At 71.4% G+C, this 24,977-nt stretch carries 21 protein-coding genes, 1 tRNA gene and 1 riboswitch; of the genes, 12 read left to right on the top strand and 10 right to left on the bottom strand.

Features of this window, described 5'->3' with window-relative positions:
* Window positions 1-256: 256 nt before the first annotated feature.
* The 3 genes from SLINC_RS21380 to SLINC_RS21370 are packed head-to-tail and all read left to right on the top strand — an operon-like array spanning window position 257 to window position 3,350.
* Window positions 257-733 (top strand): hypothetical protein, encoded by a 477-nt coding sequence (locus SLINC_RS21380; RefSeq protein WP_067435507.1) that lies wholly within the window; start codon window positions 257-259, stop codon window positions 731-733.
* On the top strand, window positions 730-2,784 hold the full coding sequence (locus tag SLINC_RS21375; RefSeq protein WP_067435504.1) for a DUF6571 family protein: 2,055 nt from the start codon (window positions 730-732) through the stop codon (window positions 2,782-2,784). The genes SLINC_RS21380 and SLINC_RS21375 overlap by 4 nt, the downstream gene beginning before the upstream one ends.
* On the top strand, window positions 2,781-3,350 hold the full coding sequence (locus tag SLINC_RS21370; protein WP_079164643.1) for a hypothetical protein: 570 nt from the start codon (window positions 2,781-2,783) through the stop codon (window positions 3,348-3,350). The genes SLINC_RS21375 and SLINC_RS21370 overlap by 4 nt, the downstream gene beginning before the upstream one ends.
* A 27-nt stretch (window positions 3,351-3,377) precedes the next feature.
* Here the strand turns inward: SLINC_RS21370 and SLINC_RS21365 are convergent, their stop codons facing one another.
* Window positions 3,378-3,779 carry a hypothetical protein gene (locus SLINC_RS21365; protein ID WP_067435501.1) on the bottom strand — a complete coding sequence of 134 codons (402 nt, stop codon included), beginning with the start codon at window positions 3,777-3,779 and terminating at the stop codon, window positions 3,378-3,380.
* Window positions 3,780-3,962: 183 nt separating this feature from the next.
* Between SLINC_RS21365 and SLINC_RS21360 the strand changes: the two genes are divergently transcribed.
* Window positions 3,963-4,448 (top strand): cation:proton antiporter regulatory subunit, encoded by a 486-nt coding sequence (locus tag SLINC_RS21360; RefSeq protein WP_182449197.1) that lies wholly within the window; start codon window positions 3,963-3,965, stop codon window positions 4,446-4,448.
* A gap of 965 nt (window positions 4,449-5,413) precedes the next feature.
* Here SLINC_RS21360 and SLINC_RS21355 read toward each other — a convergent pair.
* Window positions 5,414-6,640, bottom strand: a complete 1,227-nt coding sequence (locus SLINC_RS21355; protein WP_067435500.1) for a cation:proton antiporter — start codon at window positions 6,638-6,640, stop codon at window positions 5,414-5,416.
* Between the two features lie 523 nt (window positions 6,641-7,163).
* The gene (locus tag SLINC_RS21350; protein ID WP_067435498.1) at window positions 7,164-7,352 is read right to left on the bottom strand and encodes a hypothetical protein; all 189 of its coding nucleotides are present in this window, start codon (window positions 7,350-7,352) and stop codon (window positions 7,164-7,166) included.
* Between the two features lie 236 nt (window positions 7,353-7,588).
* On the opposite strand from SLINC_RS21350, the gene SLINC_RS21345 reads away from it, so the two are divergent.
* The gene (locus SLINC_RS21345) at window positions 7,589-8,500 is read left to right on the top strand and encodes an SCO2400 family protein (RefSeq protein WP_067435495.1); all 912 of its coding nucleotides are present in this window, start codon (window positions 7,589-7,591) and stop codon (window positions 8,498-8,500) included.
* An 81-nt stretch (window positions 8,501-8,581) separates the two neighbouring features.
* Here SLINC_RS21345 and SLINC_RS21340 read toward each other — a convergent pair whose 3' ends face one another.
* The gene (locus SLINC_RS21340; protein ID WP_067435492.1) at window positions 8,582-9,304 is read right to left on the bottom strand and encodes a M15 family metallopeptidase; all 723 of its coding nucleotides are present in this window, start codon (window positions 9,302-9,304) and stop codon (window positions 8,582-8,584) included.
* A 64-nt stretch (window positions 9,305-9,368) separates the two neighbouring features.
* Window positions 9,369-11,474, bottom strand: coding sequence for a glycoside hydrolase domain-containing protein (locus SLINC_RS21335; protein WP_079164642.1), 2,106 nt, complete (start codon window positions 11,472-11,474; stop codon window positions 9,369-9,371).
* 253 nt (window positions 11,475-11,727) lie between these two features.
* Here SLINC_RS21335 and SLINC_RS21330 point away from each other — a divergent pair, with 253 nt between their 5' ends.
* Both SLINC_RS21330 and SLINC_RS21325 read left to right on the top strand, forming a co-directional pair.
* Window positions 11,728-12,909 carry a sensor histidine kinase gene (locus SLINC_RS21330; protein WP_067435489.1) on the top strand — a complete coding sequence of 394 codons (1,182 nt, stop codon included), beginning with the start codon at window positions 11,728-11,730 and terminating at the stop codon, window positions 12,907-12,909.
* Entirely contained in the window at window positions 12,897-13,565 is a 669-nt protein-coding gene (locus SLINC_RS21325; RefSeq protein WP_067435485.1) for a LuxR C-terminal-related transcriptional regulator, read from the top strand. The genes SLINC_RS21330 and SLINC_RS21325 overlap by 13 nt, the downstream gene beginning before the upstream one ends.
* A 28-nt stretch (window positions 13,566-13,593) precedes the next feature.
* On the opposite strand, the gene SLINC_RS21320 is transcribed toward SLINC_RS21325, so the two are convergent.
* Both SLINC_RS21320 and SLINC_RS21315 read right to left on the bottom strand, forming a co-directional pair.
* Entirely contained in the window at window positions 13,594-14,259 is a 666-nt protein-coding gene (locus SLINC_RS21320) for a GTP cyclohydrolase II (RefSeq protein ID WP_067435482.1), read from the bottom strand.
* A 156-nt stretch (window positions 14,260-14,415) separates the two neighbouring features.
* Complete coding sequence (locus SLINC_RS21315) at window positions 14,416-14,931, bottom strand: MarR family winged helix-turn-helix transcriptional regulator (protein ID WP_067435479.1); 516 nt, start codon at window positions 14,929-14,931, stop codon at window positions 14,416-14,418.
* Window positions 14,932-15,007: 76 nt separating this feature from the next.
* Here SLINC_RS21315 and SLINC_RS21310 point away from each other — a divergent pair, with 76 nt between their 5' ends.
* The 5 genes from SLINC_RS21310 (at window position 15,008) to SLINC_RS21290 (ending at window position 20,699) form a co-directional block, all read left to right on the top strand.
* Entirely contained in the window at window positions 15,008-16,138 is a 1,131-nt protein-coding gene (locus SLINC_RS21310; RefSeq protein ID WP_067435476.1) for a dihydrofolate reductase family protein, read from the top strand.
* Between the two features lie 636 nt (window positions 16,139-16,774).
* On the top strand, window positions 16,775-17,995 hold the full coding sequence (locus tag SLINC_RS21305) for an alginate lyase family protein (protein ID WP_067435473.1): 1,221 nt from the start codon (window positions 16,775-16,777) through the stop codon (window positions 17,993-17,995).
* 61 nt (window positions 17,996-18,056) lie between these two features.
* Window positions 18,057-18,130: transfer RNA gene (locus tag SLINC_RS21300), tRNA-Met, on the top strand.
* Window positions 18,131-18,435: 305 nt separating this feature from the next.
* Window positions 18,436-18,591: riboswitch (cyclic di-AMP (ydaO/yuaA leader) on the top strand.
* A gap of 11 nt (window positions 18,592-18,602) precedes the next feature.
* Window positions 18,603-19,637 carry a M23 family metallopeptidase gene (locus SLINC_RS21295; protein ID WP_067435469.1) on the top strand — a complete coding sequence of 345 codons (1,035 nt, stop codon included), beginning with the start codon at window positions 18,603-18,605 and terminating at the stop codon, window positions 19,635-19,637.
* Between the two features lie 96 nt (window positions 19,638-19,733).
* Complete coding sequence (locus SLINC_RS21290; RefSeq protein WP_067435466.1) at window positions 19,734-20,699, top strand: aldo/keto reductase; 966 nt, start codon at window positions 19,734-19,736, stop codon at window positions 20,697-20,699.
* A 66-nt stretch (window positions 20,700-20,765) separates the two neighbouring features.
* On the opposite strand, the gene SLINC_RS21285 is transcribed toward SLINC_RS21290, so the two are convergent.
* The 3 genes from SLINC_RS21285 to lhgO form a co-directional block, all read right to left on the bottom strand.
* On the bottom strand, window positions 20,766-22,136 hold the full coding sequence (locus tag SLINC_RS21285) for a PrsW family intramembrane metalloprotease (protein WP_067435464.1): 1,371 nt from the start codon (window positions 22,134-22,136) through the stop codon (window positions 20,766-20,768).
* 49 nt (window positions 22,137-22,185) lie between these two features.
* Window positions 22,186-23,013 (bottom strand): tRNA (guanosine(46)-N7)-methyltransferase TrmB, encoded by an 828-nt coding sequence (trmB, locus tag SLINC_RS21280; RefSeq protein WP_067435461.1) that lies wholly within the window; start codon window positions 23,011-23,013, stop codon window positions 22,186-22,188.
* A 696-nt stretch (window positions 23,014-23,709) separates the two neighbouring features.
* On the bottom strand, window positions 23,710-24,927 hold the full coding sequence (gene lhgO, locus SLINC_RS21275; RefSeq protein ID WP_067435457.1) for an L-2-hydroxyglutarate oxidase: 1,218 nt from the start codon (window positions 24,925-24,927) through the stop codon (window positions 23,710-23,712).
* Between the last annotated feature and the right edge of the window lie 50 nt (window positions 24,928-24,977).

Genomic DNA, 24,977 nt, shown 5'->3' with positions numbered 1-24,977 from the left:
CTTTTCCACGGCCGGTTCGGCCGATCCGCTGCCACACGGCGGCCCCCCCCCGCATCGTCAACCTCGTAGGTCTCAGTAGTCGCACCGGAACGGGGCGTCCTACGGTGCAGTCCTGATCCCGGTGACTGTCGTGGGTTTGGGGAATCCGTGTGGAGATGGCGGCGAGTGTGAAGTCGGACATGGCTCCTGTGCGTCCTCTGAGAGAAGGTACGAGTCGGGACGGACACGGCTAAATGATCAAGGAGTAACGGGGGCCATGGCGTGGGACGAATGGGAACAGCTGAAGGCGGAGGCGGCGGAGCGGCAGTCCACGAGGATGCAGCTCAACCAGTTGCCGCCCGACGGGGGCAGTGGCAGCGGTGGCAACAGCAAGACCTCGCACGGTGACCTGACCGTAGGCCAGGACGATTTGGCGGCGATCGGGGACCGGGCGTTCGCGCTGTTCGACAAGTTGAACAGTCAGGGCAAGGTCGCGGACGCGAGCACGGGGAGCGCCGCGACCGATCTGAAGACCCAGGGCTTCGCGCTCGGCGGCGCGCTGGAGCGGGTCGACCAGCAGTGGGAGAAGCAGCTCAGGTCGCTGATCGACGCCTGCGCGCACATCTCCAATCACATGGAGTTCTCGGGCAAGGTGCACCAGGGTGACGAGTACCACATCGTCGGTCAGGTCAGCTCGATCGCGACCCTCGACCAGGGCTTCGACGAGAACCCGAACAACCCGGAGGGCCGATGAACCTCAACACCCTCCGCTTCGGTGAGTTCGGCAAGCTCTCCACGGCCGTCACCGACTGGAGCACCCTGGTCACCAATCTGGAGGCCTTGCAGCGGGAGGCCGCCGAAGGGCTCAAGGGGTTCGCCGACAAGGCGAACTGGACCGGTGTGAACTCGCAGGTGACGAAGGTGTTCATCACCAAGACGGCCGGTGAGTTCTCCGACGCCTACAACCAGGCCAAGACGATCCGGAACATCCTCCAGGACACCCACGACGAGCTCGTCGGCCACCGCGAGCGGCTCAAGACGGCCATCGCGAACGGCCTCAAGAAGAACCTGACCGTCATGGACACCGGCAACGGCTCCTTCACCGTCACCATGAACGTCCACCCGGACCGCGCGGCCGAGGGCCACACGCCGCCCGAGCACAAGCCGGAGGACGTCACCGCGCTGCGCGACGAGGTGGCGAGGATCCTCGGCGACGCCATCACCAGTGACGAGACGGCCGCGGAGGCCCTGAAGGCGATCGTCGGCCAGTCCGAACTGGGCTTCTCCGACGCCTCGTTCAAGGACCGCGACTCGGCGGCGCAGTCCCTCAAGGACGCGCAGCGCGTCGCGGACCTGGCGAGGAAGGGCGACGACATGTCGCCCGAGGAGTTCGACGAGGCCAACCGCCTCATGGCCGCCCACCGGGGCGACCCGCTGTTCCAGGAGAAGTTCGCGACGACCCTGGGCCCGCGCGGCACCATGGACTTCTGGGCGGACATGTCCGATCCGACGGACGGCAGCAGGCTCCTGCACGACCGCAGGGACCAGTTCGCCGAGTTCCAGAAGAACCTCGGCCTCACCCTCGCCGGAGCCACCCAGTCCGACTCGCCGGCCATGCGGAACTGGACCGACCAGATGGTCCAGTTGGGCGACCAGCGCTTCACCCAGCGCGGCGGCGACGTCTACGGCTTCCAGATCATGAGCAACCTGATGCGGACCGGGGACTACGACAACCGGTTCCTCAACCAGTACGGCGACAAGCTCGTGGCGATGGAGAAGGAGATGAGGATCCCGGACCGGCTCTACCAGATGGAGCCGACGTTCAAGACGAACTTCATCGGCGAGGAGCGCGGCCTGGACCCGATGTCCGGCTTCATGACCGCCCTGTCCAACAGCCCGGACGCGGCCACCGAGTTCTTCAAGGACGACCAGCCGCAGGACAACGCGCGCTGGGTGCTCAAGGACCGGCCGTACTTCGACGACAGCCCGCTCCACGACGGCCCCAACGAGGGCAAGGACGCGGCCGGCCGGGCGCTCGTCGCCGCCGGCACGGGCATGAACCCCAACGACCCGAACGCCCGCTACGTCGAGCACACCGACGACCACCGCCGGGTCCTCGACCGCTCCCTCGGGATCCTCGCCGAGTCCAAGGACGACTTCCCGGCCGAGTTCCGCGACGACATGGCCAAGATCCTGGTGAACCACGGCGACGCCACGCACCACACGATGAGCTCGCTCGCGACCGACGAGAACGACCCGCGTCAGCTGGACCGCAAGCAGCTCCTGGAGGTCACCAAGCAGATCTCCCGCGACCAGGGCGCGTACGGCATGCTCAACCAGGGCCTGACCCACGAGATCGTCCGGGACATCCACAACGACAAGCCCGCCGACCCGCGCCAGACCCTGCTGCGGGCCGGCGCCACCATGGGCTTCCTGGAGGAGGCGCGCTACCAGGCGCTGGAGGTCGACAAGGAGAACCCGACCTGGAGCGCGAAGTTCATCGAGAGCGGGGTCGGCGCCGCGGTCAGCTACATCCCCGTGGCCGGGCCCGTGGTGGACAAGGGTGTCGGTATCGCCGTGGAGGCGTGGAAGCAGGACGAGGAGGCGCGCATCAACGAGGAGAACTCCCGGGTGAAGGGCGAGACCTTCACCGAGCGCGAGGGCCAGCTCCAGGCGCTGGCGAGGGAGTGGATGGCGGCCAATCCCGGCAGCCTGAACGGCCGCGACGAGTACACGATCACCAGCGACATCAACGGCGCCGCGTTCGACGGCAACAACCGGGCGCAGGGACTGGCGGGCAAGTGACGACGACGATGCGACCGGCCCGGCGCCGCGGCGCCCGTGCGCTCGCGGCGGCCGCGGTGGCCGGGTCCCTGGCCCTCGCCGCGGCCGGGTGCGGGGAGTCCGGCGACTACGCCGTGCCCGACCGGGTGTGCGGTGTCCCGGTGGACGCCGACACGCTCTCGCCGCTGCTGCCCGACGGCGAGAAGCTCACCGAGAGCCGCCGGGACAAGGGCCCGGGGAGCAAGTCCTGCCGGGTGACCGTGGACGACACGCTCGTGGTCTACCTCGCCGGGGACATCACGGACCGGGGTACGGACGCGGTGTCCCCGGGGGACCGGGGGCTGCGGCGGCTCGGGGAGCCGGCCCTCGTCCAGGGCGTCGGGGACAAGGCCGCGGTGGCCGACGGCGGGGCCAAGGCCATGGCCTCGTGCACGTACAAGGGCGAGCCGCGGCAGTTCGTCGGACTGGTCCAGCTGGAGGCCGACGCCCCGGTCCCCGCGAAGACCCCGGAACGCCGGGACGCCCTCCTGGCGTTCCTGAAGTCCTGGTTCCCGGCGGCGGGCGAGGCCCAGGGGTGCGCGCCCTAGACGGTGGGGCGAGTGCGGGGGGCTGTTCTACGGGCCCGGGGTCACCCGGCGGTACGCGGCGCGGGCGTGCGCGAGGCGGGCCAGGATCGTGCCGGCGAGGGTGGCGAGGGACAGACAGGCGAGCCAGAAGGTGTCGCGGTGGCCGGTCCAGGTGAGGGTGCCGGCGGGCGGGATGGCGAAGCCGTTGAGGATGAGCCAGCACAGCACGGCCGTGCCGGGGGCCGCGGTGAAGCGGGCGTGGATGCCGAGCAGCGCGGCCAGCAGGGAGAGCGCGGCCAGGGCGGTTCCGGGGTTGTTCGGGCCTATCAGCGCGTTGTGCAGGGCCACCAGGGCCAGGGCGCCGCCGAAGGCCGTGGCCCACACCAGCGGGGTGGCGACGGGCTGGGGAACGGGTTTCGCGCCGATCCTCAGGGACACCAGCTCGATCATGCTCCACGCCTCCTCACGGCCCTCCCCGATGCCCACGGGCGTCGGCCGCCACCACGGCGTGGAGCCTGGACACGGATTCTCCCACCAGCCGTCCGGCGCACCGCCGTTGCCCGAACCCGGACGCTGGCTAGGGTGGCACCCACAGCTCTTCGAACCGACGCTCACACCAGCCAGGGGGCAGACGTGGGGACTCCGCGCCTGAGCAGTACGCCGTTGCCGGGGATCGGGGTCCGCTACGACCTGACCACACGGGAGCGGCGCCGGCTGTCCGTGGTCGCGCACCGCGACGGCGCCCGGACGCTGAACGCGTACCACGGGGACGACCCGGACGACTGCGCGCTCTCCGTACGGCTGACCTCCGGGGAGGCGGCGGCCCTCGTCGACGCGATGCTTCCGGCGCACCACAGTCCCAGCCTGCTGTCCACCACCGAGCTGGGGCTGGTGGCCGAGCGGATCGAACTCTCGGCGGTCTCGCACTGGAACGGACGGCTGCTGGGCGAGACCCGGATGCGCACCGACACCGGAGTCTCGATCGTGGCCGTACTACGCCGCGCCGAAGCCATCCCCTCCCCCCGCCCCGACTTCCGCCTCTCCGGCGGCGACATCCTGATCGTCATCGGCACCCGAGAGGGCGTGGACACGGCGGCGACGATCCTGGCTCGGGAGTGACCTGCTTCGGGGCGCGCCCCGCACCACCGCCGGGGTGATCCGGGATGCGGCCGCCTCGACGGCCCACCCGTGTTCCTACGCCCGTCGTCCCGCGCGGTCGGGTCGGTGGCCCGGGGGCTGACCCGGAACGCGTCCTGCGCGGCTGGCTCGGCGGCTTGCCCACACCCGCTGCCGGATGATCCGGCACGCGTCCCACGCGGCCGGCCTGCGTTGCTGCGCGGGGGTGACCTGACACCCGTCCCATCCGGCCCGCTCAATGGCCCACCCGTGCCGCTGCGCGGACGTGTCCCTACGTCCGTCCCGTGCGGTCGGGTCGGTGGCCTGCTCGTACTGCTGCTGGGGTCCCGTGCGGCTGGCCAGGCGGTTGGCCAGCGTCGCTGCGCGGGGCGTGACCTCACACCCCTGCCCCGCGCAGATGGGTCGGCGGCCTGCCCGTACCGCTGCCCGGGGCGATCTGACACCCGTCCCATCCGGCCCGCTCAGTGCCCCACCCGTGCCGCTGCGCGGACGTGTCCCTACGTCCGTCCCGTGCGGTCGGGTCGGTGGCCTGCCCGTACTGCTGCTGGGGTTCCGTGCGGCTGGCCGGGCGGTCGGCCAGCGTCGCTGCGCGGGGCGTGACCTCACACCCCTGCCCCGCGCAGATGGGTCGGCGGCCTGCCCGTACCGCTGCCCGGGGCGATCTGACACCCGTCCCGTCCGGCCCGTTCAGTGCCCCACCCGTGCCGCTGCGCGGGCGTGTCCCTACGTCCGTCCCGTGCGGTCGGGTCGGTGGCCTGCCCGTACTGCTGCTGGAGTCACGTGCGGCTGGCCCGCGTCGTTGCGCGGGGCGTGCCCCACCTCCGCTCCGCGCGGTCGGATCGGCGCTCCCAGGCCGCTGCCCAGGCATACGCCCACACCCGTCCCCTTCGGCTGGTTGGCCCGTGACCCCTGTCCGGGCGTGGGCGTAAAACCGGCCCGCCCCCCAGTCAGTGCCCCATCCCTACCGCCTCCGTAGGTTCGGTGGTCGGTGGGGTCGGGGGTGTGGGTCGGGGGGCGGGGTGGAGGCGGTTGGTGAGGCGGCGGGCTGCGGGTTCGGTCCAGCGGGCGGTGATGGGGCCGAGGACGACCAGGATGAGGACGTAGGCGGTGGCGAGGGGGCCGATGCGGGGTTCGGTGCTGACGGCGAGTCCGGCGATGACGATGGAGAACTCGCCGCGCGCGACGAGTGTGCCGCCCGCCCGCCAGCGGCCCTTGGCCGAGATTCCGGCCCGGCGGGCGGCCCAGTAGCCGGTGGCGATCTTCGTGAGGGCGGTGACGGCGGCCAGGGCGAGCGCGGGGAGCAGGACCGGCGGGATGTCGGCCGGGTCGGTGTGCAGGCCGAAGAAGACGAAGAACACCGCCGCGAACAGATCGCGCAGCGGGGTGAGGAGGACCCCGGCGCCTTCGGCGACCTCGCCCGAGAGCGCTATGCCGACCAGGAACGCGCCCACGGCCGCCGAGACCTGGAGGTGCTGGGCGATGCCGGCGACCACGAGGGTGAGCCCGAAGACGACCAGCAGCAGCATCTCCGCGCTGTCGGAGGAGACCGCCCGGCTGATCAGCCGCCCGTGCCGCAGCGCGAGATAGAGGACGGCTCCCACGGTGCCCAGCGCGATCAGCAGGGTGACCGTGCCGCCCGCCAGGCTCACCCCGGCGAGCAGGGCGGTGAGGATCGGCAGGTAGACGGCCATGGAGAGGTCTTCCAGGACCAGGACGCCCAGCACCACCGGTGTCTCCCGGTTGCCGAGTCGTCGTAGGTCGCCGAGGACCTTGGCGATGACACCGGAGGAGGAGATCCAGGTGACGCCGGCCAGCGCGACGGCGGCGACCGGACCCCAGCCGAGCAGCAGCGCCATCACCGCGCCCGGGGTCGCGTTGAGGACGAAGTCGACCGCGCCGGAGGGGTATTGGGTCTTCAGGCTGGTGACGAGCTCGGACGCGCTGTACTCCAGGCCGAGCAGGAGCAGCAGCAGGATGACGCCGATCTCCGCACCGGTGGCGACGAACTCCTCGCTGGCCTGCAACGGCAGGATGCCGCCCTGTCCGAAGGCGAGCCCGGCGAGGAGATAGAGGGGTATGGGGGAGAACCCCACCCGTCCGGCGAGGCGTCCCAGCAGGCCCAGGACGAGGATGATCGCCCCGAGTTCGATGAGCATGGCGGTGGTCTGGTGCACGGGCGTCTGTCCTCCGTCGGTCGGTTCGGTGGCGGCGTCTGTGCCTTCGCGGGTGCCTCGGCCGTGCGTCGGAGCAGGAGATGGGGCGGCGGTGCCGTACCGGCGTACAGGTGCGCGGGGCCGCCTCTCGGGGCCGTCGACGGCTCAAGGGGTCGGAGAAGAGGGTGGGTCGGGCCGGGAGGCGCGGGATGCGCAGGCCGCGGCGCTGCTCGATACGGCGCGGGCGGAGCCACGCCGGGCGGCGTCAGGTGCCGGGCGTCGAGTGCCAGGCGTCAGGCGCGGCGCACGGGGCGGCGGTGCGGGCGGGTGCGGCCGGTATCAGGGACGCCGTCGCGAGCGGCGTTGTCGACGCGCACAGGGATGATTCGACCCATGTCACGCCCCTCGACTCATGTCGGCGGCAGAACGCCGACCCCCACCACGGCTGAGCAAAGCGATGCTCAGGAGAGCGTAAGCACTCGGTAAAGGATTCTAGCGCACGCGGAACAGGCGGTCGGCGACCGCCGGACAACCGCCAAATGGGTTACAGCTGACCGCCGTTGGTGTCGGACGCGGGCTCCGGCAGGGCCACGCCGTGCCAGTTCAGCGCCTGCGACGCCTCGTGCTGCGCCTGCTCGGAGACCACGCGCGCCTCCGCCACGGCGTCGCCGCGCTCGCGCACCAGGCTCTCGTAGACCGGCAGATGGTCGCTTCCGGACGGCTGGGGTGTCACAGGTCTGGTCCTTTTCGCTGTCGTACGTCTCTTCCGGTCCGTATGGGTCAGCGTCGCGGGTCCGGCCTCGCGTTACCCGATTTTCGGGGTGCCCCGAGAACCCCCGCACGAGTCTCACATCACCTGCACATGGCTCTGTGAAGGCGTCGTTAGTGTTACTGGCTGCTCGATCCCACGTGCGAACGTGACCGAGCCGCGGCCCGGTGGGGTCGGCGGCCCCATACAGGAAGACCGCAATGGACTACTGCTCCTCGTGTCGTCGGCATCTCAACGGCGCCCTGGTGTGCCCCGGGTGCGGCGCCTACGCCCCCGACATCGCCCCGGCCACTGCCGACCACCGGACCGCCCCGGCCGCCGTCGCCATGACGGCCGCACCGGACTCCACGGCCTGGGACGCCTGGTACGACGGCCGCCCCCACGACGAGGCGGGCGAGCCGGGCGAGACGGGTGAGCCGGCCGTCGACACCGACGGTGTGCCCATCGCGCCCGAGGGGCGGGCCGCACGGCGTCGCCAGCGCGCCCGGTGGAAGAAGAACCAGCGCCGGGCCGTGGTCGCGACCGCCGTCGCGCTCGTCGGCGGCGGCCTGACCCTGGCCTCGATGGACCGGCAGTCCGGCGACCACACCCAGGCGGCCACCGCCCCCGTGGACCCGGGCACCGGTGTCGAGGAGCAGACGGCCCAGGTGTCCGGCCCGGCCGGGACCCAGCCCGAGACCCGCCACGCCACGTCCACGCCGGCCCGCTCGGCCTCGGCCGGCCACGAGAGCGGGCGGTACGTCACCGCCTCGCAGGGCACCACCACCTCGAACGCCGCCCGCACGGACTCCGCCTCCGCTCCTCGCGAGACGACGGTGTCCACCTCGCCGGCCCGCTCCACCGTCGCCTCGGTCGCCGACACGGTCTCCCGCGCCACCGGCACCACCGGCACGACGAACACCACGGGCACCACCGGCACGTCGGGTACGTCCGGCTCGACCGCCACGACGCCCACGCAGACGCCCACCGACACCGCCACCGACGGCTCCGGCTCCGGCAGCTCCGGCTCCGGGACGTCCGGCTCCGGCACGGGGGCCTCGCAGTCCGACAGCTCCACGTCCGCGACCTCGCCGTCGGGGATCTGCGTGCTCGGACTGCTCTGCATCAGCTGACCCGGCCCGCCACGACGCACAGAACCCCGGGGCCCGAGCCCCGGGGTTCTCCGTGTCCGTTCGTCCGTGTCCGCTCTCCGTCTACGCCGCCTGCCTGCGCTGCAACGCCCGCGCCGCCGAACGGCGGTCGCCGTCCAGGGTGTCCCGGGCGACGCCGGCGCCCTCGCCGGGGGAGGCGTTCCAGGCGCGGAGCTTGTCGGCGACGCGTTTGACCGCCGGCGAGGTGGGCGGGACGTCGATCTGGAAGTGGCTCTCGTCGGGGGTGGTGAAGTCGCCGCCCCACTTCACCACGCCCTCGCAGTCCGCGAGGATGTCGCGGATCACGGCGGCCTGGGGCGCGAAGAACCCGCCCTTCACGCCCGCCGGATAGCAGTCCGGGCGGATGTCGACGGCCGTGCCGGAGGCGTGGTTGGTCTCGTAGCCCTTGGTGGTCGCCGGGGCCCGGTAACCGGTCACGTCACCGTCGAGCAGGGCCTCGATCTCGTAGTGGAAGCGGCGGACGACGTGCACGAGGATCGTCTCCACGTCCCCGATCGCCACCTCGACGCCGAAGCCCGTGCCGGGCACCGGGCGCGTCCAGACACTGCCGCCGTCGTCCGGGGCCGCGGCGATCGGCCAGCCGTTGGCGGAGACCGGGCCGGAGCCCGCCGCCGTCCCGGACGCCGTGCCCGACGCCGCCGATCCGGCCGCCGTGCCGCTCTCCGTGCCGTTCGCGGAGGCCGTCACCGCCGTACCGGAGACCGCGCCGACCGCGACCGCCGTGGTGACCGCCGAGCGCAGGAAGTGCCGTCGTGTTGCTGCCATGGGTGTGCTCTGCTCTCTTCTCTGAGCTTCTCTGACGCGTTTCTGAGTGTGTGTGCGATGCCCGTCAACGGCCCGCGCGCAGGGGCGCGTAGTACTTCTCCAGCACCTGGTACAGGCCCAGTTGGACGGGTCCGTCCAGGAGCCGCAGGGTGCTGTGGTCCGTGTCGGCCAGGCCCGGGCGCGGCAGGCCCAGGTCGTGGGCGGAGGTGATGAGGGCGTAGGCGACGGTGTTGACGCGGAACGTGGTGTCGTCGCGCAGCTTCCGGCCCATCGCGCGCAGGTCCGCCGGGTCGTTCGCGTCGAGGATCGGGCCGCGCAGGATGCGCGTGCGGACGCAGTGGTTGCGGGCGGCGACGGCCGCCTTCGGCGAGAGCGTCGTACCGGTGCGCGCCGCCCACAGCACGCTCGCCGCGATCAGTGCCTTGCGCATCCGCAGGGTGCGGGCGAGATCGGTCAGTACGGCGTCGTAGGCGATGAGGGTGTCGAAGGCCTCGGTGGTGCCGGCCGCCCCCGGGGCGACCTTGGTGGAGGTGGGTGTGGGGTCGCCGGCGCCCTTCTCGGGGATGCCACACGACTGGAGGTAGGCGCGGACGTCGGCCAGGGCCACCGCCCGTCGGGAGAGGTCGAAGCGGACGTCGAGGTCGGTCGCGGCGCCCGGCGGGTCGTAGGAGATCTGGCCGCGGTCCCGGCCGGAGGCGATGTTCTTGTCGATCTCGATGGCGCCGTCGCCGCTGCCCACGGAGAGCGTGACGATCTGGTCGAAGGCCCAGTCCTCGGGCAGCGGGGAGGCCACGTTCCCGGTGTACGCGGTGGACATGTCGGAGACGAAGCTCGCCGAGGTCAGGCCCTCGCCGCCGACCCGGGAGCACACCGCGCGCGGGCCGTAGATGCCGGTGCGGTAGCCCGCGCCGTCGGCGTCGACCGCGGCCTTCAGCGCCCGGAAGTACGGCAGGACCCCCGAGTCGACCTCGCTGTCGACGGCGTCGTAGTCGACCGCGAAGTAGATCCGGGTGCCGGGCCTAAAGCCGTGGTAGCGGGCCCAGTGGAGGGCGTCGGCGGCGTCCGAGGTGCCCTGCGCGGCGGTGAAGTAGCTCGCGGCGGCACCGTTGGTCTGGTAGATCGGGAAGCAGGCCAGGCCGTTGTCGGCCATGACCCTGAGCTCGCCCGGCTTGATCATCTTGTCGAGGCTGGTGCCGGCGACGTTCGACAGATACCGCCCGACCACCTCGTACCCGGCGGCGGCCAGCTCCTTGGCCCGGGCGGCCGTGACCTCGGTGGAACAGTCCGCGGCGGTGCCCGGACGGGTGGTGTCACCGGTGGAGACCAGCAGGGACGCCCAGGTCGCGAAGTCGCCCTTCCCGGTGACCGGCAGCCGTACGAACTCCTGGAAGGCGCACACCCGTACGGCCAGCCGCGCGTCGAAGGCGTCCGTGAAGGCGACCCCGCGCCGCCGGTTGAACGCCATCGCCGCCGAGAACAGCCGCACCCACGCGCCGGTCGACCCCACGCTCACGGGGTTGTTCCTGACCCCGGCCTGGGTGCCGGGCCCGAAGACGCCGTTCGCCACGGCGTCGGTCATGCCGGTCTCGTACTGCACGGCGAACATCAGCGCCCGCTGCACGTCCCGGGAGTAGCGGCCGTCGCAGGCGATGACGAAGAAGTTCGCCCGCCCGATGTACGTGGCGTTCATCCAGCGCTGCGCCGCGCGGACGGTGTCGTCGCCGCCGTCCCGGAGCGTGTACGCGTCCATGGTCAGCAGCGCCTTGAACAGCTTGGGCACCACCGCGTCCCCGGGGAACGGCCCGTCGAGACCCGCGTCCGCCTTGATCTCCCGTACGGCGGCGGCGACCCGGGCGCCGTACGTGCCGTCGATGTCCCCGCCGTCGTAGCCCTTGCAGTACAGGGCGGACTGGAGGATCCGTATGACGTTGGCCGGGGCGGTCGAGCCCGCGTCGATGGACGGCCACTTCTCGGTCAGCGTGCGCAGGGTGGTGGGCCCGAAGTTGTCCGCGAGGGCGGTGATGCCCAGCTCGTACTGGAGGGCGCGGATCAGGGCGTTCAGCGTCGGCCAGGTCACCACGCCGGTCTCGTCGACCTTGGTGATGCCCGGTACGTCGCCATAGGTGCTGTTGATGAATCTCTGGGCGCGCAGCACCATCTCGTCGGCCATGGGCGGCTTTCCTCTCATCCTGGGGGGTGAGGAAAGCAAACAGGAGCAACATCACAGGTCCACCGACGCACCTTCGTTACCCGCCGGTCTCCTCGGGAAGATCGCGAAACCTTCGCAATCCCCACGGGTGCGCAAGGCGCCGTTCGCGCCCGGTGCCCGCCATGGTGCTTTCGCGTCGGGTGTAGCCCGCTACACCTCCGTCCGGGTGCACGCTCCCCCGACGGCCCGCTCACCCGTCCTCTAGCGTTGACGCATGTGGAGAACGGTGCGGCAGGCCGCCAGGGCCACCGGGTACCTCGCGGTGGTCGCGGCGATGACCTTCGCGCTGTACCTCTTCATCACCGTGCTGCTGCTCACCGCCACCGGCACCCTCGCGGTCGTCGGCGCCTGGCTGCTGCCCGAGACCGTGCTGCTGATCCGCCGGATCGCCGGGGCCAAGCGGACCATGGTGGCCGCGTGGACGGGCCGGCGGATCCCCGAGGCGTACCAGCCCATCACCGGCACCCTGGGCGAGCGCCTGCGGACCGCCGTACGCGATCCCGGCACGCTGGTCGACCTGCGCTGGCTGGTCGCCTCCTACGTCTACGGCGCTCTCCTCGTCCTCGCGCTGCCGCTGTGGCCCCTCGGGCTGGTCGTCGACGGCGTCGGGTGCGGGCTGCTGCGGCGGCGGGCGGTCGTGCTGCCGCTGATCACGCGGCTCGCGGACACCGAGGCCCGCTGGTCGACCGCCCTGCTCATGCCCTCCCCGCGGGCCCGCCTCGCCGCGCGGGTCGAGGAGCTCAAGGAGACCCGGGCCGACGCGATCACCGCGCACGGTGCCGAACTCCGCCGTATCGAGAGGGACCTGCACGACGGTGCCCAGGCCCGTCTGGTGGCCCTGTCGATGCGCATCGGGCTCGCCAAACGGGCCTACGACCGTGATCCCGACGCCGCCCGCAAGCTCCTGGACGACGCCCAGGACCAGGCCGAACAGGCGCTGACGGAGCTGCGGCACGTGGTGCGGGGCATCCACCCGCCGATCCTCACCGACCGCGGTCTGGCCGGCGCCGTCCGGGCGCTCGCCGCGAGCAGCGGGCTCGCCGTGACCGTCGACGACGGTGGCCTGGACGAGGGCGTGCGGCCACCCGCGGCCGTGGAGGCCGCCGCCTACTTCGTCGTCGCCGAGGCGCTGACCAACGCCGCCAAGCACAGCGGCTCCCCGACCGCCGAGGTCCGGCTCGCCCGCACCCGGCGCGGACTCACCGTGCGCGTGCGCGACGACGGCCGGGGCGGCGCCGACGAGACCGCCGGCGCCGACGGGACCATGGGTGCCGGTGGTGGCTCGGGACTCCTCGGCATGCGGCGCCGGGTCGCCGCGCTCGACGGGACGTGCGATGTGACCAGCCCCGTCGGAGGGCCGACCGTGATCGAAGTGGAGTTGCCGTGCGTGTGGTGATCGCCGAGGACAATGCCCTGCTGCGGGAGGGTCTGGTGCTGTTGCTGACATCGGCCGGCCATGAGGTCGCGGCCGTAGTCGGCACCGGGCCGGAGATCCTTCCGGCGCTGCTGGAGCACCGGCCGGACGTGGCGGTGCTCGACGTCCGGATGCCGCCGGGGTTCCGCGACGAGGGGCTGCGGGCCGCCCTGGAGGCGCGCAGGGAGCTGCCCGGGCTGCCGGTGCTGGTGCTGTCGCAGTACGTGGAGGAGTCCTACGCCGCCGAGCTGCTGGCCGGGGGCAGCAGCGGGGTCGGCTACCTGCTCAAGGACCGGGTCGGGCGGGTGGACGAGTTCCTCGACGCGCTGGAGCGGGTGGCCGCCGGCGGGACGGCGCTGGATCCGGAGGTGGTGACGGAGCTGCTGACCCGGCGCCGGGACACCCCACTGGACTCGCTGACCCCGCGCGAGCGGGAGGTGCTGGCGCTGATGGCCGAGGGCCACGACAACGCCACCATCGCCAGGACGCTGGTCGTGACCGAGCGGGCGGTCCACAAGCACATCGGCAACGTGTTCCTGAAGCTGGGGCTGCCGGTGAGCGACAGTGGGCATCGGCGGGTGCTGGCGGTGCTGGCGTATGTGGCGCACCGCAGCGGGGGCGGGGGTGCTGGGAGCTAGAGCGCCGGGTGCTGGAGCGCCGGGTGACTCAGCCCGCGTGCAGGCCCGTCAGCTCGCCCAGCGGCAGCGTGTGCTGGGTCTGGAGGACCTTCGCGCGCAGGTAGCGGACGTTGTGCGCGGTGGTGAAGACGCCGGTGGGGACGCGGTCGCGGACGGCGATCCCCAGGTCGCGGAGCTGCTCGGCCTTGTCGGGGTTGTTGGAGAGCAGGTCCAGGGTCGTGACGCCGAGCGCCTGGAGCATCTGCGCCGCCGCCGTGTAGTCACGGGCGTCCTCGGGCAGGCCCAGCGCGGTGTTCGCGGCGTACGTGTCGAGGCCCTGGTCCTGGAGGGCGTAGGCGTCCAGCTTGTTGTAGAGGCCTATCCCGCGGCCCTCCTGGCGGAGGTAGAGCAGGATTCCGCCGCGGTCCGCGATGCGCTCGACCGCCTCGCGCAGCTGCGGGCCGCAGTCGCAGCGGGCCGAGCCGAAGACATCGCCGGTCAGGCACTCGGAGTGCAGCCGGACCAGCGGGGTGGTGCCGGGGGCCGGGTCGCCGAGGACCACTGCCACGTGCTCCTGGCCGTCGGCCAGGCCGTGGAAGGTGACCAGTTCGGCGTCGACGGCGTAGCCGTCGTGGAAGCGGAGCGGCACGCGGACTCGGGAGCGGGGGGTGGCGGTGGCGGTGACGGCTGCGGTGGTGGCGGCGTGGTCGGGCATGTGGGTTCTCCCGGGTCCGTGTTCGCAGCTGTTTCAGATTTGAAGCAGCTCTCTGGGTGGGGACCCTACCCCATGCTTGAAATTTGAAGCAACCTGTTTGTGGGGTTCGTCATGGGCTGGGGGTTCGTCGGGGGAGCGTCGTGGGCTGGGCGTTCGTCATGAGCACGGTGGTGTGGAGCGCCTTCGCCAGGGCACCTCGTCCGCCGCGGGGCGGGTCGTCTCGCCCTCCAGGGCGCGTGTGATGCCCGTGCAGATCTCCTCCAGCTGGCCCACCTGCTCCTCGGTGAGATGGTCGAAGAGCGAGGCCCGGACCGTCTCGACATGGCCCGGCGCCGTGCGCTCCAGTACGGCCATCCCCTCGTCCGTCAGCGCGGCGATGCTGCCCCGCTTGTCCCACCGGCAGTTCTCCCGCCGGATCAGGCCGTCCTTCTCCAGCCTGGTCACGGCGTACGTCAGCCTGCTCCGCGTGATCTTCAGGCTCTCGGCGAGGTCCGTCATGCGCAGGGCGTGTTCCGGTGTCTCGGAGAGATTGGCCAGGATGGAGTAGTACAGGTGCGGCATGCCGGCGTCCTGCTGGAGCTGCCGGTCGAGCGTGTCCTCCAGGAGGTGCGTCGCGGCGATGTACGCGCGCCAGGCGCGTTGCTCCCCAGAGGTGAGCCAGCGAGTCGTCATGCCGCCAGTGTAGGTTTGTTTCAAACTTGAACCAAGACCCGCCTCGTCGTTCAGCCAGCCTGGGAGCGCCGCACCGATGCCCCGTCCTTACGTCCTCCTCTCCGCCGCCGTCTCCCTCGACGGCTACCTGGACGACACCGGGCCCGAACGCCTGCTGCTGTCCAGCCCTGCCGACTTCGACCGGGTCGACGAGGTGCGCGCCTCCGTCGACGCGATCCTCGTCGGGGCGGGGACCATCCGGGCCGACAATCCCCGGCTGCTGGTCAACTCGCCCGCGCGGCGGGCCGCTCGGGTGGCCGCGGGGCTGCCGGAGTATCCGCTGAAGGTGACCGTGAGCGGTTCCGGTGACCTTGATCCTTCCGCGAGGTTCTGGCACACGGGGGGCGACAAGGTCGTCTATACGACGTCGGCGGGGGCGGAGCTTGTCCGTGAGCGGGGGGTGGCCGCCGATGTGGTGCCGCTCGGGGCGGCGCTGGACTGGCCGGCGCTGTTGGAGCATCTGTACTCGGTGCGGGGGGTGCGGCGGCTCATGGTCGAGGGGGGTGGGCTGGTCCATACGCAGCTGCTGCGGGAAGGGCTCGCCGATGAGCTTCAGCTGGTGCTGGCGCCGCTGTTCGTCGGTGACCCCGAGGCGCCTCGGCTGTTCGGGCCCGGGGGGTATCAGGGTGGGCGGCTTCGGCTGGTGGAGAGCCGGCGGATCGAGGACGTCGTGCTGATGCGGTACGAGCCGACCGCGCCGGGGGTGGGGCGGGGGGTGTCCGCGGCGGACCGGCACTGGCTGGCTGTCGCCTGTGACCTGGCGGTTTTGTGCCCGCCCTCGCGTACGGCGTTCAGTGTGGGGGCGGTGGTGGTGGCCGCGGACGGGACGGAGCTGGCGCGGGGGTACTCCCGCGAAGGGGGTGACGTCGCGGTCCACGCGGAGGAGGCCGCCCTCGCGAAGATCGCCCCCGATGACCCTCGGCTCCCCTCCGCCACGGTCTACTCCAGCCTCGAACCCTGCGCCCGCCGAGCCTCCCGGCCCGTTCCCTGCGCTCGCCTCATCCTCGCCGCCGGCATCCACCGCGTCGTCACCGCCTGGCGCGAGCCCGACACCTTCGTCCCCGCTGCTGACGGCAACGGCCTCCTCACCGACGCCGGCGCCGAGGTCCTCCTCCTCCCCGAGTACGCGCCCCGCGCCAAGGCCCCCAATCACCACCTCCTCACCTGACGAATGCCTGCGGCGCGCTGTGCGGGTCCGGTGGGGGCGTGTGTAGCGCCTTGTGTCCGGTGGGTGGGTCGGGGCCGGGGCGGGGGGTGTCCGTCCTCGGTCCGGCGGTGCTGTGTCTTCTAGCTGTGCTGCGTGTTGGACGCCGGCCGCTGCGGGCGGACACCCCCCGCCCCGTCCCCTTACCGCCGTGGGCGGCCACAGCGCCCAAGGCCCGGGGGCACCTCATGCCCAACGGCGACTTCCGCTTTCCAGGGGCGCGGGGAACTGCGCGACCAGCCACAACGAACCCGCACCCGCCATACGACCGAACAGGCACCCCAGACGGCGAAACCCGCACAGTCGGCCCTACGGCAACCGCGGCTTGCCTTCTTTTAGGGGCGCGGGGAACTGCGCGACCAGCCACAACGAACCCGCACCCGCCATACGACCGAACAAGGCACCCCAGACGGCGAAACCCGCACAGCCCACCCGCGGGGAACTGCGCGACCAGCCCCCACCCACCCGCAGCCGACACACGACCCCAGACGACACACCCCGGCCACAAACACCACGCACCCGACCGAACGGCCCACTATCCCCTGCGGCTCAACCCCCGGAGGGCCACGCTGGGTCGGAAAGAGTTCCGCGGAGGTGCTGATGAGGTTTGCCCGAAGACGTGCCGTAGGGATCGTGGCCGTCGCCCTGGTCGCCGGCCTCGTCGGATCCTGCGGCACCCCCGGGACGGATGCGCGGACGATGGCGAGGGTGTTGCCGGCGGACGTGGAGTTCACACATCCGGGGGTGCTGGTGAGCGAGGGGCAGTTGGGGGTCGTACGGGAGAGGGTCACGGCGGGGAAGCAGCCGTGGCTGAAGGCATATCTGGGGATGCGGGACAGCAAGTACGGGGCGTACAGGTACCGGCCGGAGCCGTATACGGCCGTGGACTGTCCGGCGGGGGACAGGGCGGGGCACGGGTGTGTGGAGGAGCGGGAGGACGCGCTCGCGGCGTACACGCAGGCCCTGCTGTTCGGCATCACCGGCAAGCAGCGGCACGCGGTGAAGGCCAGGGAGATCATGGACGCCTGGTCGGCGCGGATGAGGCGGCACACCGGGGAGAACGCCGGGTTGCAGACCGGGTGGGCGGGGGCGACCTGGGCGCGGGCGGCGGAGATCGTGCGGCACACGCCGGGGGGCGGCTGGCCCGCCGACCGGGTGCGGCGGTTCGAGACCATGCTGCGCACCGCGTATCTGCCCGGGGTGACGAAGAAGGTCCCGGACTTCAACGGCAACTGGGACCTGGTGATGACGGACGCGGCCATCGGCATCGCCGTCTTCCTCGACGATCACGACGTCTTCGACCACGCTCTGGAGCGGTTCCGGGAGCGCGTGCCCGCCTACTTCTATGTGGAGAAGGACGGTGGTGTGCCGCTGACACCGCGGGGGAGCACCGTGGACACCCCGCAGGAGCTGACGGCGTACTGGTTCCGGCAGTCGACGTACAAGGACGGCGTCTCGCAGGAGACCTGCCGTAATTTCAGGCATGTCGGGTACTCCATCGCCGCCACGGCGCACATCGCCGAGACCGCGTGGCATCAGGGCGTCGATCTGTACGGCGAGGTCAAGGACCGGCTGAAGGCCGCGCTCTCCTTCCACTCGCGCTACCAGGCGGGCGAGTCCGCGCCCGCGTGGCTGTGCGGCGGGAAGGTGGAGCGGAGCATGGGGCCGGATCTGGAGGTGGCCCTCAACCATCTGGAGGGGCGGCTCGATGTCTCCGTGCCCGCCGCGCACAAGCTCGCGGAGGAGACCCGGCCCGGTGGTACCGACGATCTGTTCGTCGCCTGGGAGACCCTCACGCACGCCGGCAACCCGGGGCGCTGAGGCCACCGGTTTCAACCGATGCGACTTCTGTCCCGCGGATGGCGTACAGTGGTCTCAACGACGCGGGGTGGAGCAGCTCGGTAGCTCGCTGGGCTCATAACCCAGAGGTCGCAGGTTCAAATCCTGTCCCCGCTACTGAAGGCCTGAGGCCGGAATCCGAAAGGGTTCCGGCCTCAGGTGTTTTCTGTGTCCGCCGTGACGCCCTTGATCGTTGTCACCAGGGGTGAGGGGATAAGTCTCCTCCGGTAACAACTGACATACCGTCAGTTCCTGTGTGACTTCTGAGACGTGGTCAACTCGCCCGTTTTTTGCCGGTCATGGCCCGTAAGTCCAGCCGGATTTCGTTAACGATCAAGCGGAACAGCTTGGAATCGAGCCCTCGCGTCTATTAACGTTCGATAACGCAGCGCGGTCGTCCCAGCCGTCACAAGAGGCGGCTCCGTGCTCACGCGCCGAATCCTGCAAGGAACCGGGGAACCATCCCTTGGGGTGAATCGCGCGGATGCCACCGTGGAACCACGGTCGGTATACGCGCGTAGGAGACCTTCCTGCTCCGAACCCGTCAGCTAACCCGGTAGGCGATAAGGAAGGAAAGGAGTACGCCCACGTGGCGTCCAACCCGCCTGCCCCAGAGGCCCCGTTCGTTCCGGGTCAGCGTGACTCCGGCACCCTTGTGTACGGCGGCTACGGCGCCGACGACGAGGCCCCCTTGGGAGAGTGGAACCCCACCGCGGAGTCCATTCGCCCCGTACGCGGCCGGCATCGCGTCGCCAAACAGCGTGGCGGACTCGCCCGCAGCTCCACCGTCCTGGGCGTCGGCGTCATAGCCGCCGTCGGCGCGGGCGGCATGGCCAGCGCCAACACCGGCAAGCCGCCGGTCTCCATCTCCATGCCCGACCTGGGCTCCGTGGGCTCCCTCATCTCGGACGACTCCGACGACGAGCCGGTCGCCACGACCACCCTCAGCACCCTCGGTACGACCTCCGCGGACACCGCGCAGGGCACCTCCGACGCCGGTGAGGCACTGCGCTCCCGCATCCTGGCCCAGGCCGAGCGGCAGCAGGACCAGGTCGAGAGCAAGGCCGCCGCCGAAGCCGCGGCCGCCGCCGAGAAGCAGGTCGCCGACGCGGCCGCCAAGGCGGAGAAGGAGGCCAAGGAGAAGGCCGCCGCCGCCAAGAAGAAGGCGGAGGAAGAGGCCGAGAGGAAGGCCGAGGCCGAGCGTCTCGCCGAACTGGCCAAGCAGTTCACGCTGCCGACCTCCTCGTACACCATTACGTCCACGTTCGGTCAGGCCGGCTCGCTGTGGTCCTCCGGCTACCACACCGGTCTCGACTTCGCCGCGCCCACGGGCACGCTCATCAAGGCCGTCCACACCGGCACGATCACCCAGGCCGGCTGGGACGGTTCGTACGGCTACAAGACCGTCCTCACCCTCGATGACGGCACCGAGATCTGGTACGCCCACCAGTCGTCGATCAACGTCAGCGTCGGCCAGAAGGTCAACACGGGCGACGTCATCGGCCGGGTCGGCGCCACCGGCAACGTCACCGGGGCCCACCTCCACATGGAGGTGCACACCGGCGGCTCCGGCACCGGTATCGACCCGATGGCCTGGCTGCGCGGCAAGGGGCTCAACCCGTAACAGCCGTCTCCTCGTCGGTCGTCCGGACGGATTGTTTACGGGGAGTTTGCGGGCGGGGCGGAAGAGCAGCCTCCGGGGCGGGTGTTGATGTGGAGCATGACTGCTTTCTCCGCCTCATCCCCGCTCCGCAAGCTCGGCACCTCGGATCTTGAGGTCTTCCCGCTCTCCCTCGGCGGCAACGTCTTCGGCTGGACCGCCGACGAGGCCCAGTCCTTCGCCGTCCTCGACGCCTACACGGCCGCCGGCGGCAACTTCCTCGACACCGCCGACTCCTACTCGGCCTGGGTCGACGGCAACTCGGGCGGGGAGTCCGAGACCGTCATCGGCAAGTGGCTCAAGGCGCGCGGCAACCGGTCGGACGTCGTGATCGCCACCAAGGTCAGCCAGCACCCCGAGTTCCAGGGCCTGTCCGCCGCCAATATCAAGGCCGCCGCGGACGCTTCCCTGAGCCGCCTCGGCACCGACCACATCGACCTCTACTACACCCACTTCGACAAGCCCGAAGTGCCGGTCGAGGAGATCATCGGCGCGCTCGACGAGCTGGTGAAGGCGGGCAAGGTGCGGCACATCGCCGCCTCCAACATCTCGCCCGAGCGGCTGGAGGCCTCCCTCGCCTTCTCCGAGCGCGAAGGGCTCGCGCGGTACGTCGCCCTCCAGCCCCACTACAACCTCGTCTCCCGCGACACCTACGAAGGCGACCTCCAGTCGCTGGCCGAGCGCTCCGGCCTCGCCGCCGTCCCCTACTTCTCCCTCGCCTCCGGCTTCCTCACCGGCAAGTACCGGCCCGGTACGACGGTCGACAGCGCGCGGGCGGCCGGGGGCGCCGGCAAGCACCTGGAGACCGAGCGCGGGCGCCGGGTCCTCGCCGCCCTGGACGAGGTCGCGCAGGCCCACGAGGCGCCGGTCGCCACCGTCGCCCTCGCCTGGCTCGCCGCGCAGCCGACGATCGCGGCGCCCATCGCCTCCGCTCGCACGGTGGAACAGCTGCCGGCGCTGCTGGGCGTGGGTGAACTGACCCTCACGGACGCGGAGGTGGCTCGGCTGACGGATGCGTCTGCCTGAGGCTGGGCACGGGGCGCCACGGGGGTGGGGCTGAGTCTTTCGGTGGTGCCGGGTTCTTCGTTGGTTCTACGACCGGTACGGGTTGTACGCGGGATACGGCATCGCCTGGCGGGTGGCGGCTGCCGGGTGGGGGTGGCTGTAGCCGTAGCCGTACGCGCCGTACACCGGCCACGGTGGCGCGGCCACCGCTACCGGCGGTGCCGTCATCCTCGCCGCGTGGTCCAGCGCGGGACGCGCCACCTCGCGGCGCCACCACAGCTCGTGCAGCAACTCCCGTTCCCGTACGACGAAATCGGCGCCCGCCCGGCCACGGCGCCCCCGATGCCGTAGGAACGCCAACGACGTCGCGTACGACTCGTACTCCGACACCGCCCGCGCCGCCGGTTTTCCGCCGCGCCGCACGGCGTACTCCCGGGCCAGCCGTCGTGCCCGCATCGAGCCGAGCGCGTACGGCTCGGCCGGGGTCAGCCAGCCCGCCGCGACATAGGCGGGCAGTTCCTCGCGCACGGTTCGCAGCTCGCGCTGCCGGGTCCAGATGACGAGCCACGTCAGCAGGCCGAACGCGGGCACCATGAACACCGCGTAGACGGCGAAGAACCCGTACTCGCCGAACGTCGACGAGCCGTTCCACATCGCGTGCATGCCCATCGCGAGCAGCAGCCCGGACAGGGGGAGCACCACGCGCCGCACGTGGTGGCGTTCCGCCGAGAGCGCGGCGATGCCGAAGCCGATGCCGGTCAGGACCGTGAACAGCGGGTGCGCGAACGGCGACATGACGATCCGTACGAAGAACGTCGCCGCGGTGACGGACGCGATGCCGCTGTCGCCGCTGAGCTGGTCCGTGCCGAACGCCGTGCCGAGGTAGAGGATGTTCTCGGTGAACGCGAAGCCGGTCGCGGTGACCCCGGCTATCACCACGCCGTCGACGATCCCGGTGAAGTCCCGTCTGCGGAAGAGGAAGACGAGCAGGACGGCGGCGGCCTTGGCGATCTCCTCGACGACCGGCGCTATCACCGTCGCGCCGAGGGTGTCGGCGCTGGACGGGTCCGCCGTGGCCATGGCGATCCATCTCGTCGCGAAACTGTTCGCGATGATCGCTATCAGCGCCGCCGCGCAGGCGCCCCACGCGAACGAGAACAACAGGTTCCGCCAGGGGCCCGGCTCCACCCGGTCCAGCCAGCGGAACGTGGCTATGAGCAGCGGCACGGGGAGGATCGCGAGGCCCAGACCGACCAGGAACCCCTGTGTGCCGGTCTGTTCGCGGACCAGGGCGAGGATGACCAGGCCGGAGAGTGCGAGCAGGGTGCTCAGGGCGGCGTAGCGCACCCATGTCCGCTGCCACCAGTGCGCGTGCCGCGGCGTCGCGCCGCCGGCGGGGGTACCGGCTTCGCCGGTGGGGCCGCTGGGGGGCGTCGGGTACGGGGGACAGATGGCCACAGCATCGACCTTAGCGAGACAGGGGTGGCGCCCGCAGGAGCGCGGGTCCTCAGGCGCCGGTGGGGGGTGGGTCGCCGTGCTGTACGCGGCGGAAGAGCAGGTCGTTCACGACATGTCCCTTCTCCAGTCCCTGGCTCTCGAAACGGGTCTGCGGCCGGAACTGCGGACGCGGCGCAAAACCGCCGTCTTCCTGGGTGTTCTCGAACGCGGGGTGTGCCGTGAGGACGTCGAGCATCTGCTCCGCGTACGGCTCCCAGTCGGTCGCGCAGTGCACGATCGCGCCGGGGGCGAGGCGGGTGGCGGCGAGGTCGAGGAACTCCGGCTGGATCAGGCGGCGCTTGTGGTGGCGCTTCTTCGGCCATGGGTCGGGGAAGTAGACGCGGAGGCCCTGGAGGGCGGACGGCGGGAGCATCTCGCGGAGGAGGATGATCGCGTCGCCGTTGGCCACGCGGATGTTGGTGAGATTGTTGTGGTCGGCGAGGTTGAGGAGGTTTCCCTGGCCGGGGGTGTGGACGTCCGCGGCGAGGATGTTCGTGGTGGGGTCCTCGGCGGCCATTCGGGCTGTTGTCTCGCCCATCCCGAAGCCGATCTCCAGGTACACGGGGTTGTCGTTGCCGAACAGCTCAGCCGGGTCGATGAGCCGTTGGCCGTCGATGTCCAGGCCCCACTTCGCCCACAGCCTCTGCAGCGCGTCCGCCTGTCCGGCGGTCACCCTGCTCCGCCGCGGCTGAAAACTCCGGATCCGCCGCTCGAAGTGCGACCCCGCGGGGTCGGCCTGGGGGCCGTCCGGAAAGCGCGGCTCGCCCTTGGCCCGGGTGTGGCGGGTGGGCACGCCGGGGGCGTGCGGGGTTTCGGGGGCGTTGAGAGAATCAGACACAGTGCTTCGATTTTACGGCGGGCGGGTGGATGCCTGCGGCGCGCTGTGCGGGTCCGGTGGGGGCGTGTGTAGCGCCTTGTGTCCGGTGGGTGGGTCGGGGCCGGGTCGGGGGGTCTCCGTCCTCGGTCCGGCGGTGCTGTCGGGCCTGGAGGTACTCCGTGTCGGACGCCGGCCGCTGCGGGCGGACACCCCCCGCCCCGTCCCCTTACCGCCGTGGGCGGCCACAGCGCCCAAGGCCCGGGGGCACCTCATGCCCAACGGCGACTTCCGCTTTCCAGGGGCGCGGGGAACTGCGCGACCAGCCACAACGAACCCGCACCCGCCATACGACCGAACAGGCACCCCAGACGGCGAAACCCGCACAGCCCGCCCGACGGCGACTGCGGACGCCTTCTTTTAGGGGCGCGGGGAACTGCGCGACCAGCCCCCACGCACCCGCAGCCGCCCTTACGACCTTCCGCGGCACCCCAGACGGCGAAACCCGCACGGCCACCCCACGGCAACCACACCCACCCCAGGGGCGCGGGGAACTGCGCGACCAGCCACAACGAACCCGCAGCCGTCCTACGACCGAACAAGGCACCCCAGAAGGCGAAACCCGCACAACCCACCCGCGGGGAACTGCGCGACCAGCCACAACGAACCCGCAGCCGCAAAACGACCTCACACCGCACCCCATGAGGCGCACCGCCCCTACTACACCGCCCCCAGCGCCGCCAGAGCCCGCCGTGCCACTTCCCGGCCGATCGGGAGGGATGCCGTCGCCGCAGGGGAGGGCGCGTTCAGGACATGGACCGCGCGATCCGTCTCGCGGATGAGGAAGTCGTCCACGAGGGTGCCGTCGCGGAGGACGGCCTGGGCGCGGACGCCCGCGGACGTGGGGATCAGGTCGGTCTCCTGGACCGGGGGCAGGAGTCGCCGGACCGCCGTGGTGAAGGCGGCCTTGGAGACGGATCGGCGTAGCTCGCCGGCGCCGTAGCGCCAGTGGCGGCGGGCTATGCGCCAGGAACCGGGCCAGGAGAGCGTCGAGGCGAGTTCGCGGGGGCGGAGGACGCTCCAGTCGTAGCCCTCGCGGGCCAGGGCGGGGACGGCGTTGGGGCCGATGTGGACGCCGCCGTCGATACCGCGGGTGAGGTGGACGCCGAGGAAGGGGAACGCCGGGTCGGGGACGGGATACACCAGGCCGCGGACCAGCTCGGGCCGGGCGAGCTCGTAGTACTCGCCGCGGAAGGGGACGATCCGCATGCCGGGGTCGTCGCCGGTCATCCGGGCGATCTCGTCGCAGTACAGGCCGGCACAGTTGACGAGGACACGTGAGCGGACGATGTCGCCGGTCCCGGTGAGGACGGCGACGCCCAGGTCGGTGCGGCGGTCGATGCGGACGACCTCCGCGCCGTAGCGGATCTGCGCCCCGGATGCCTCGCCGAGATGCCGGGCGACGCCGACGAAGTCGCACACCCCGGTCGTCCCGACGTGTATGGCGGCGAGACCTTTGACCTCGGGTTCGTAGTCGGCTATCTGGGGCGCGCCCAGTTCTCGTACCGGTATGCCGTTCTCCCGGCCGCGCTGCACGAGTGCGTGCAGGCGGGGGAGCTCGTCCCGCTCGGTCGCGACGATCAGCTTGCCGGTGACGGCGTGCGGGATGTCGTACTCCGCGCAGAACTTCACCATCTCGGCGGCGCCCTTCACGGCGTAGCGCGCCTTGAGGGAGCCCGGGCGGTAGTAGATCCCGCTGTGGATGACACCGCTGTTGCGCCCCGTCTGGTGCCGGGCCGGCCCCGGCTCCTTCTCCAGCACGGTGACCCGCGTCCCCGGTACGGCGCGCGTGATCGCATACGCCGTCGACAGCCCGACGATTCCCCCACCGATCACCAGCACGTCGCAGTCGTACGCGATCCCCGGCCGCACCTGCATCACCTCCCACCCTCGATAGTGCACTGCGCCACTGACAGTCACTTCAAACG

The sequence above is a fragment of the Streptomyces lincolnensis genome (assembly GCF_001685355.1).
In the GTDB taxonomy this organism is placed as follows: domain Bacteria; phylum Actinomycetota; class Actinomycetes; order Streptomycetales; family Streptomycetaceae; genus Streptomyces; species Streptomyces lincolnensis.
This window is presented reverse-complemented; position numbering and strand designations above follow the sequence as displayed.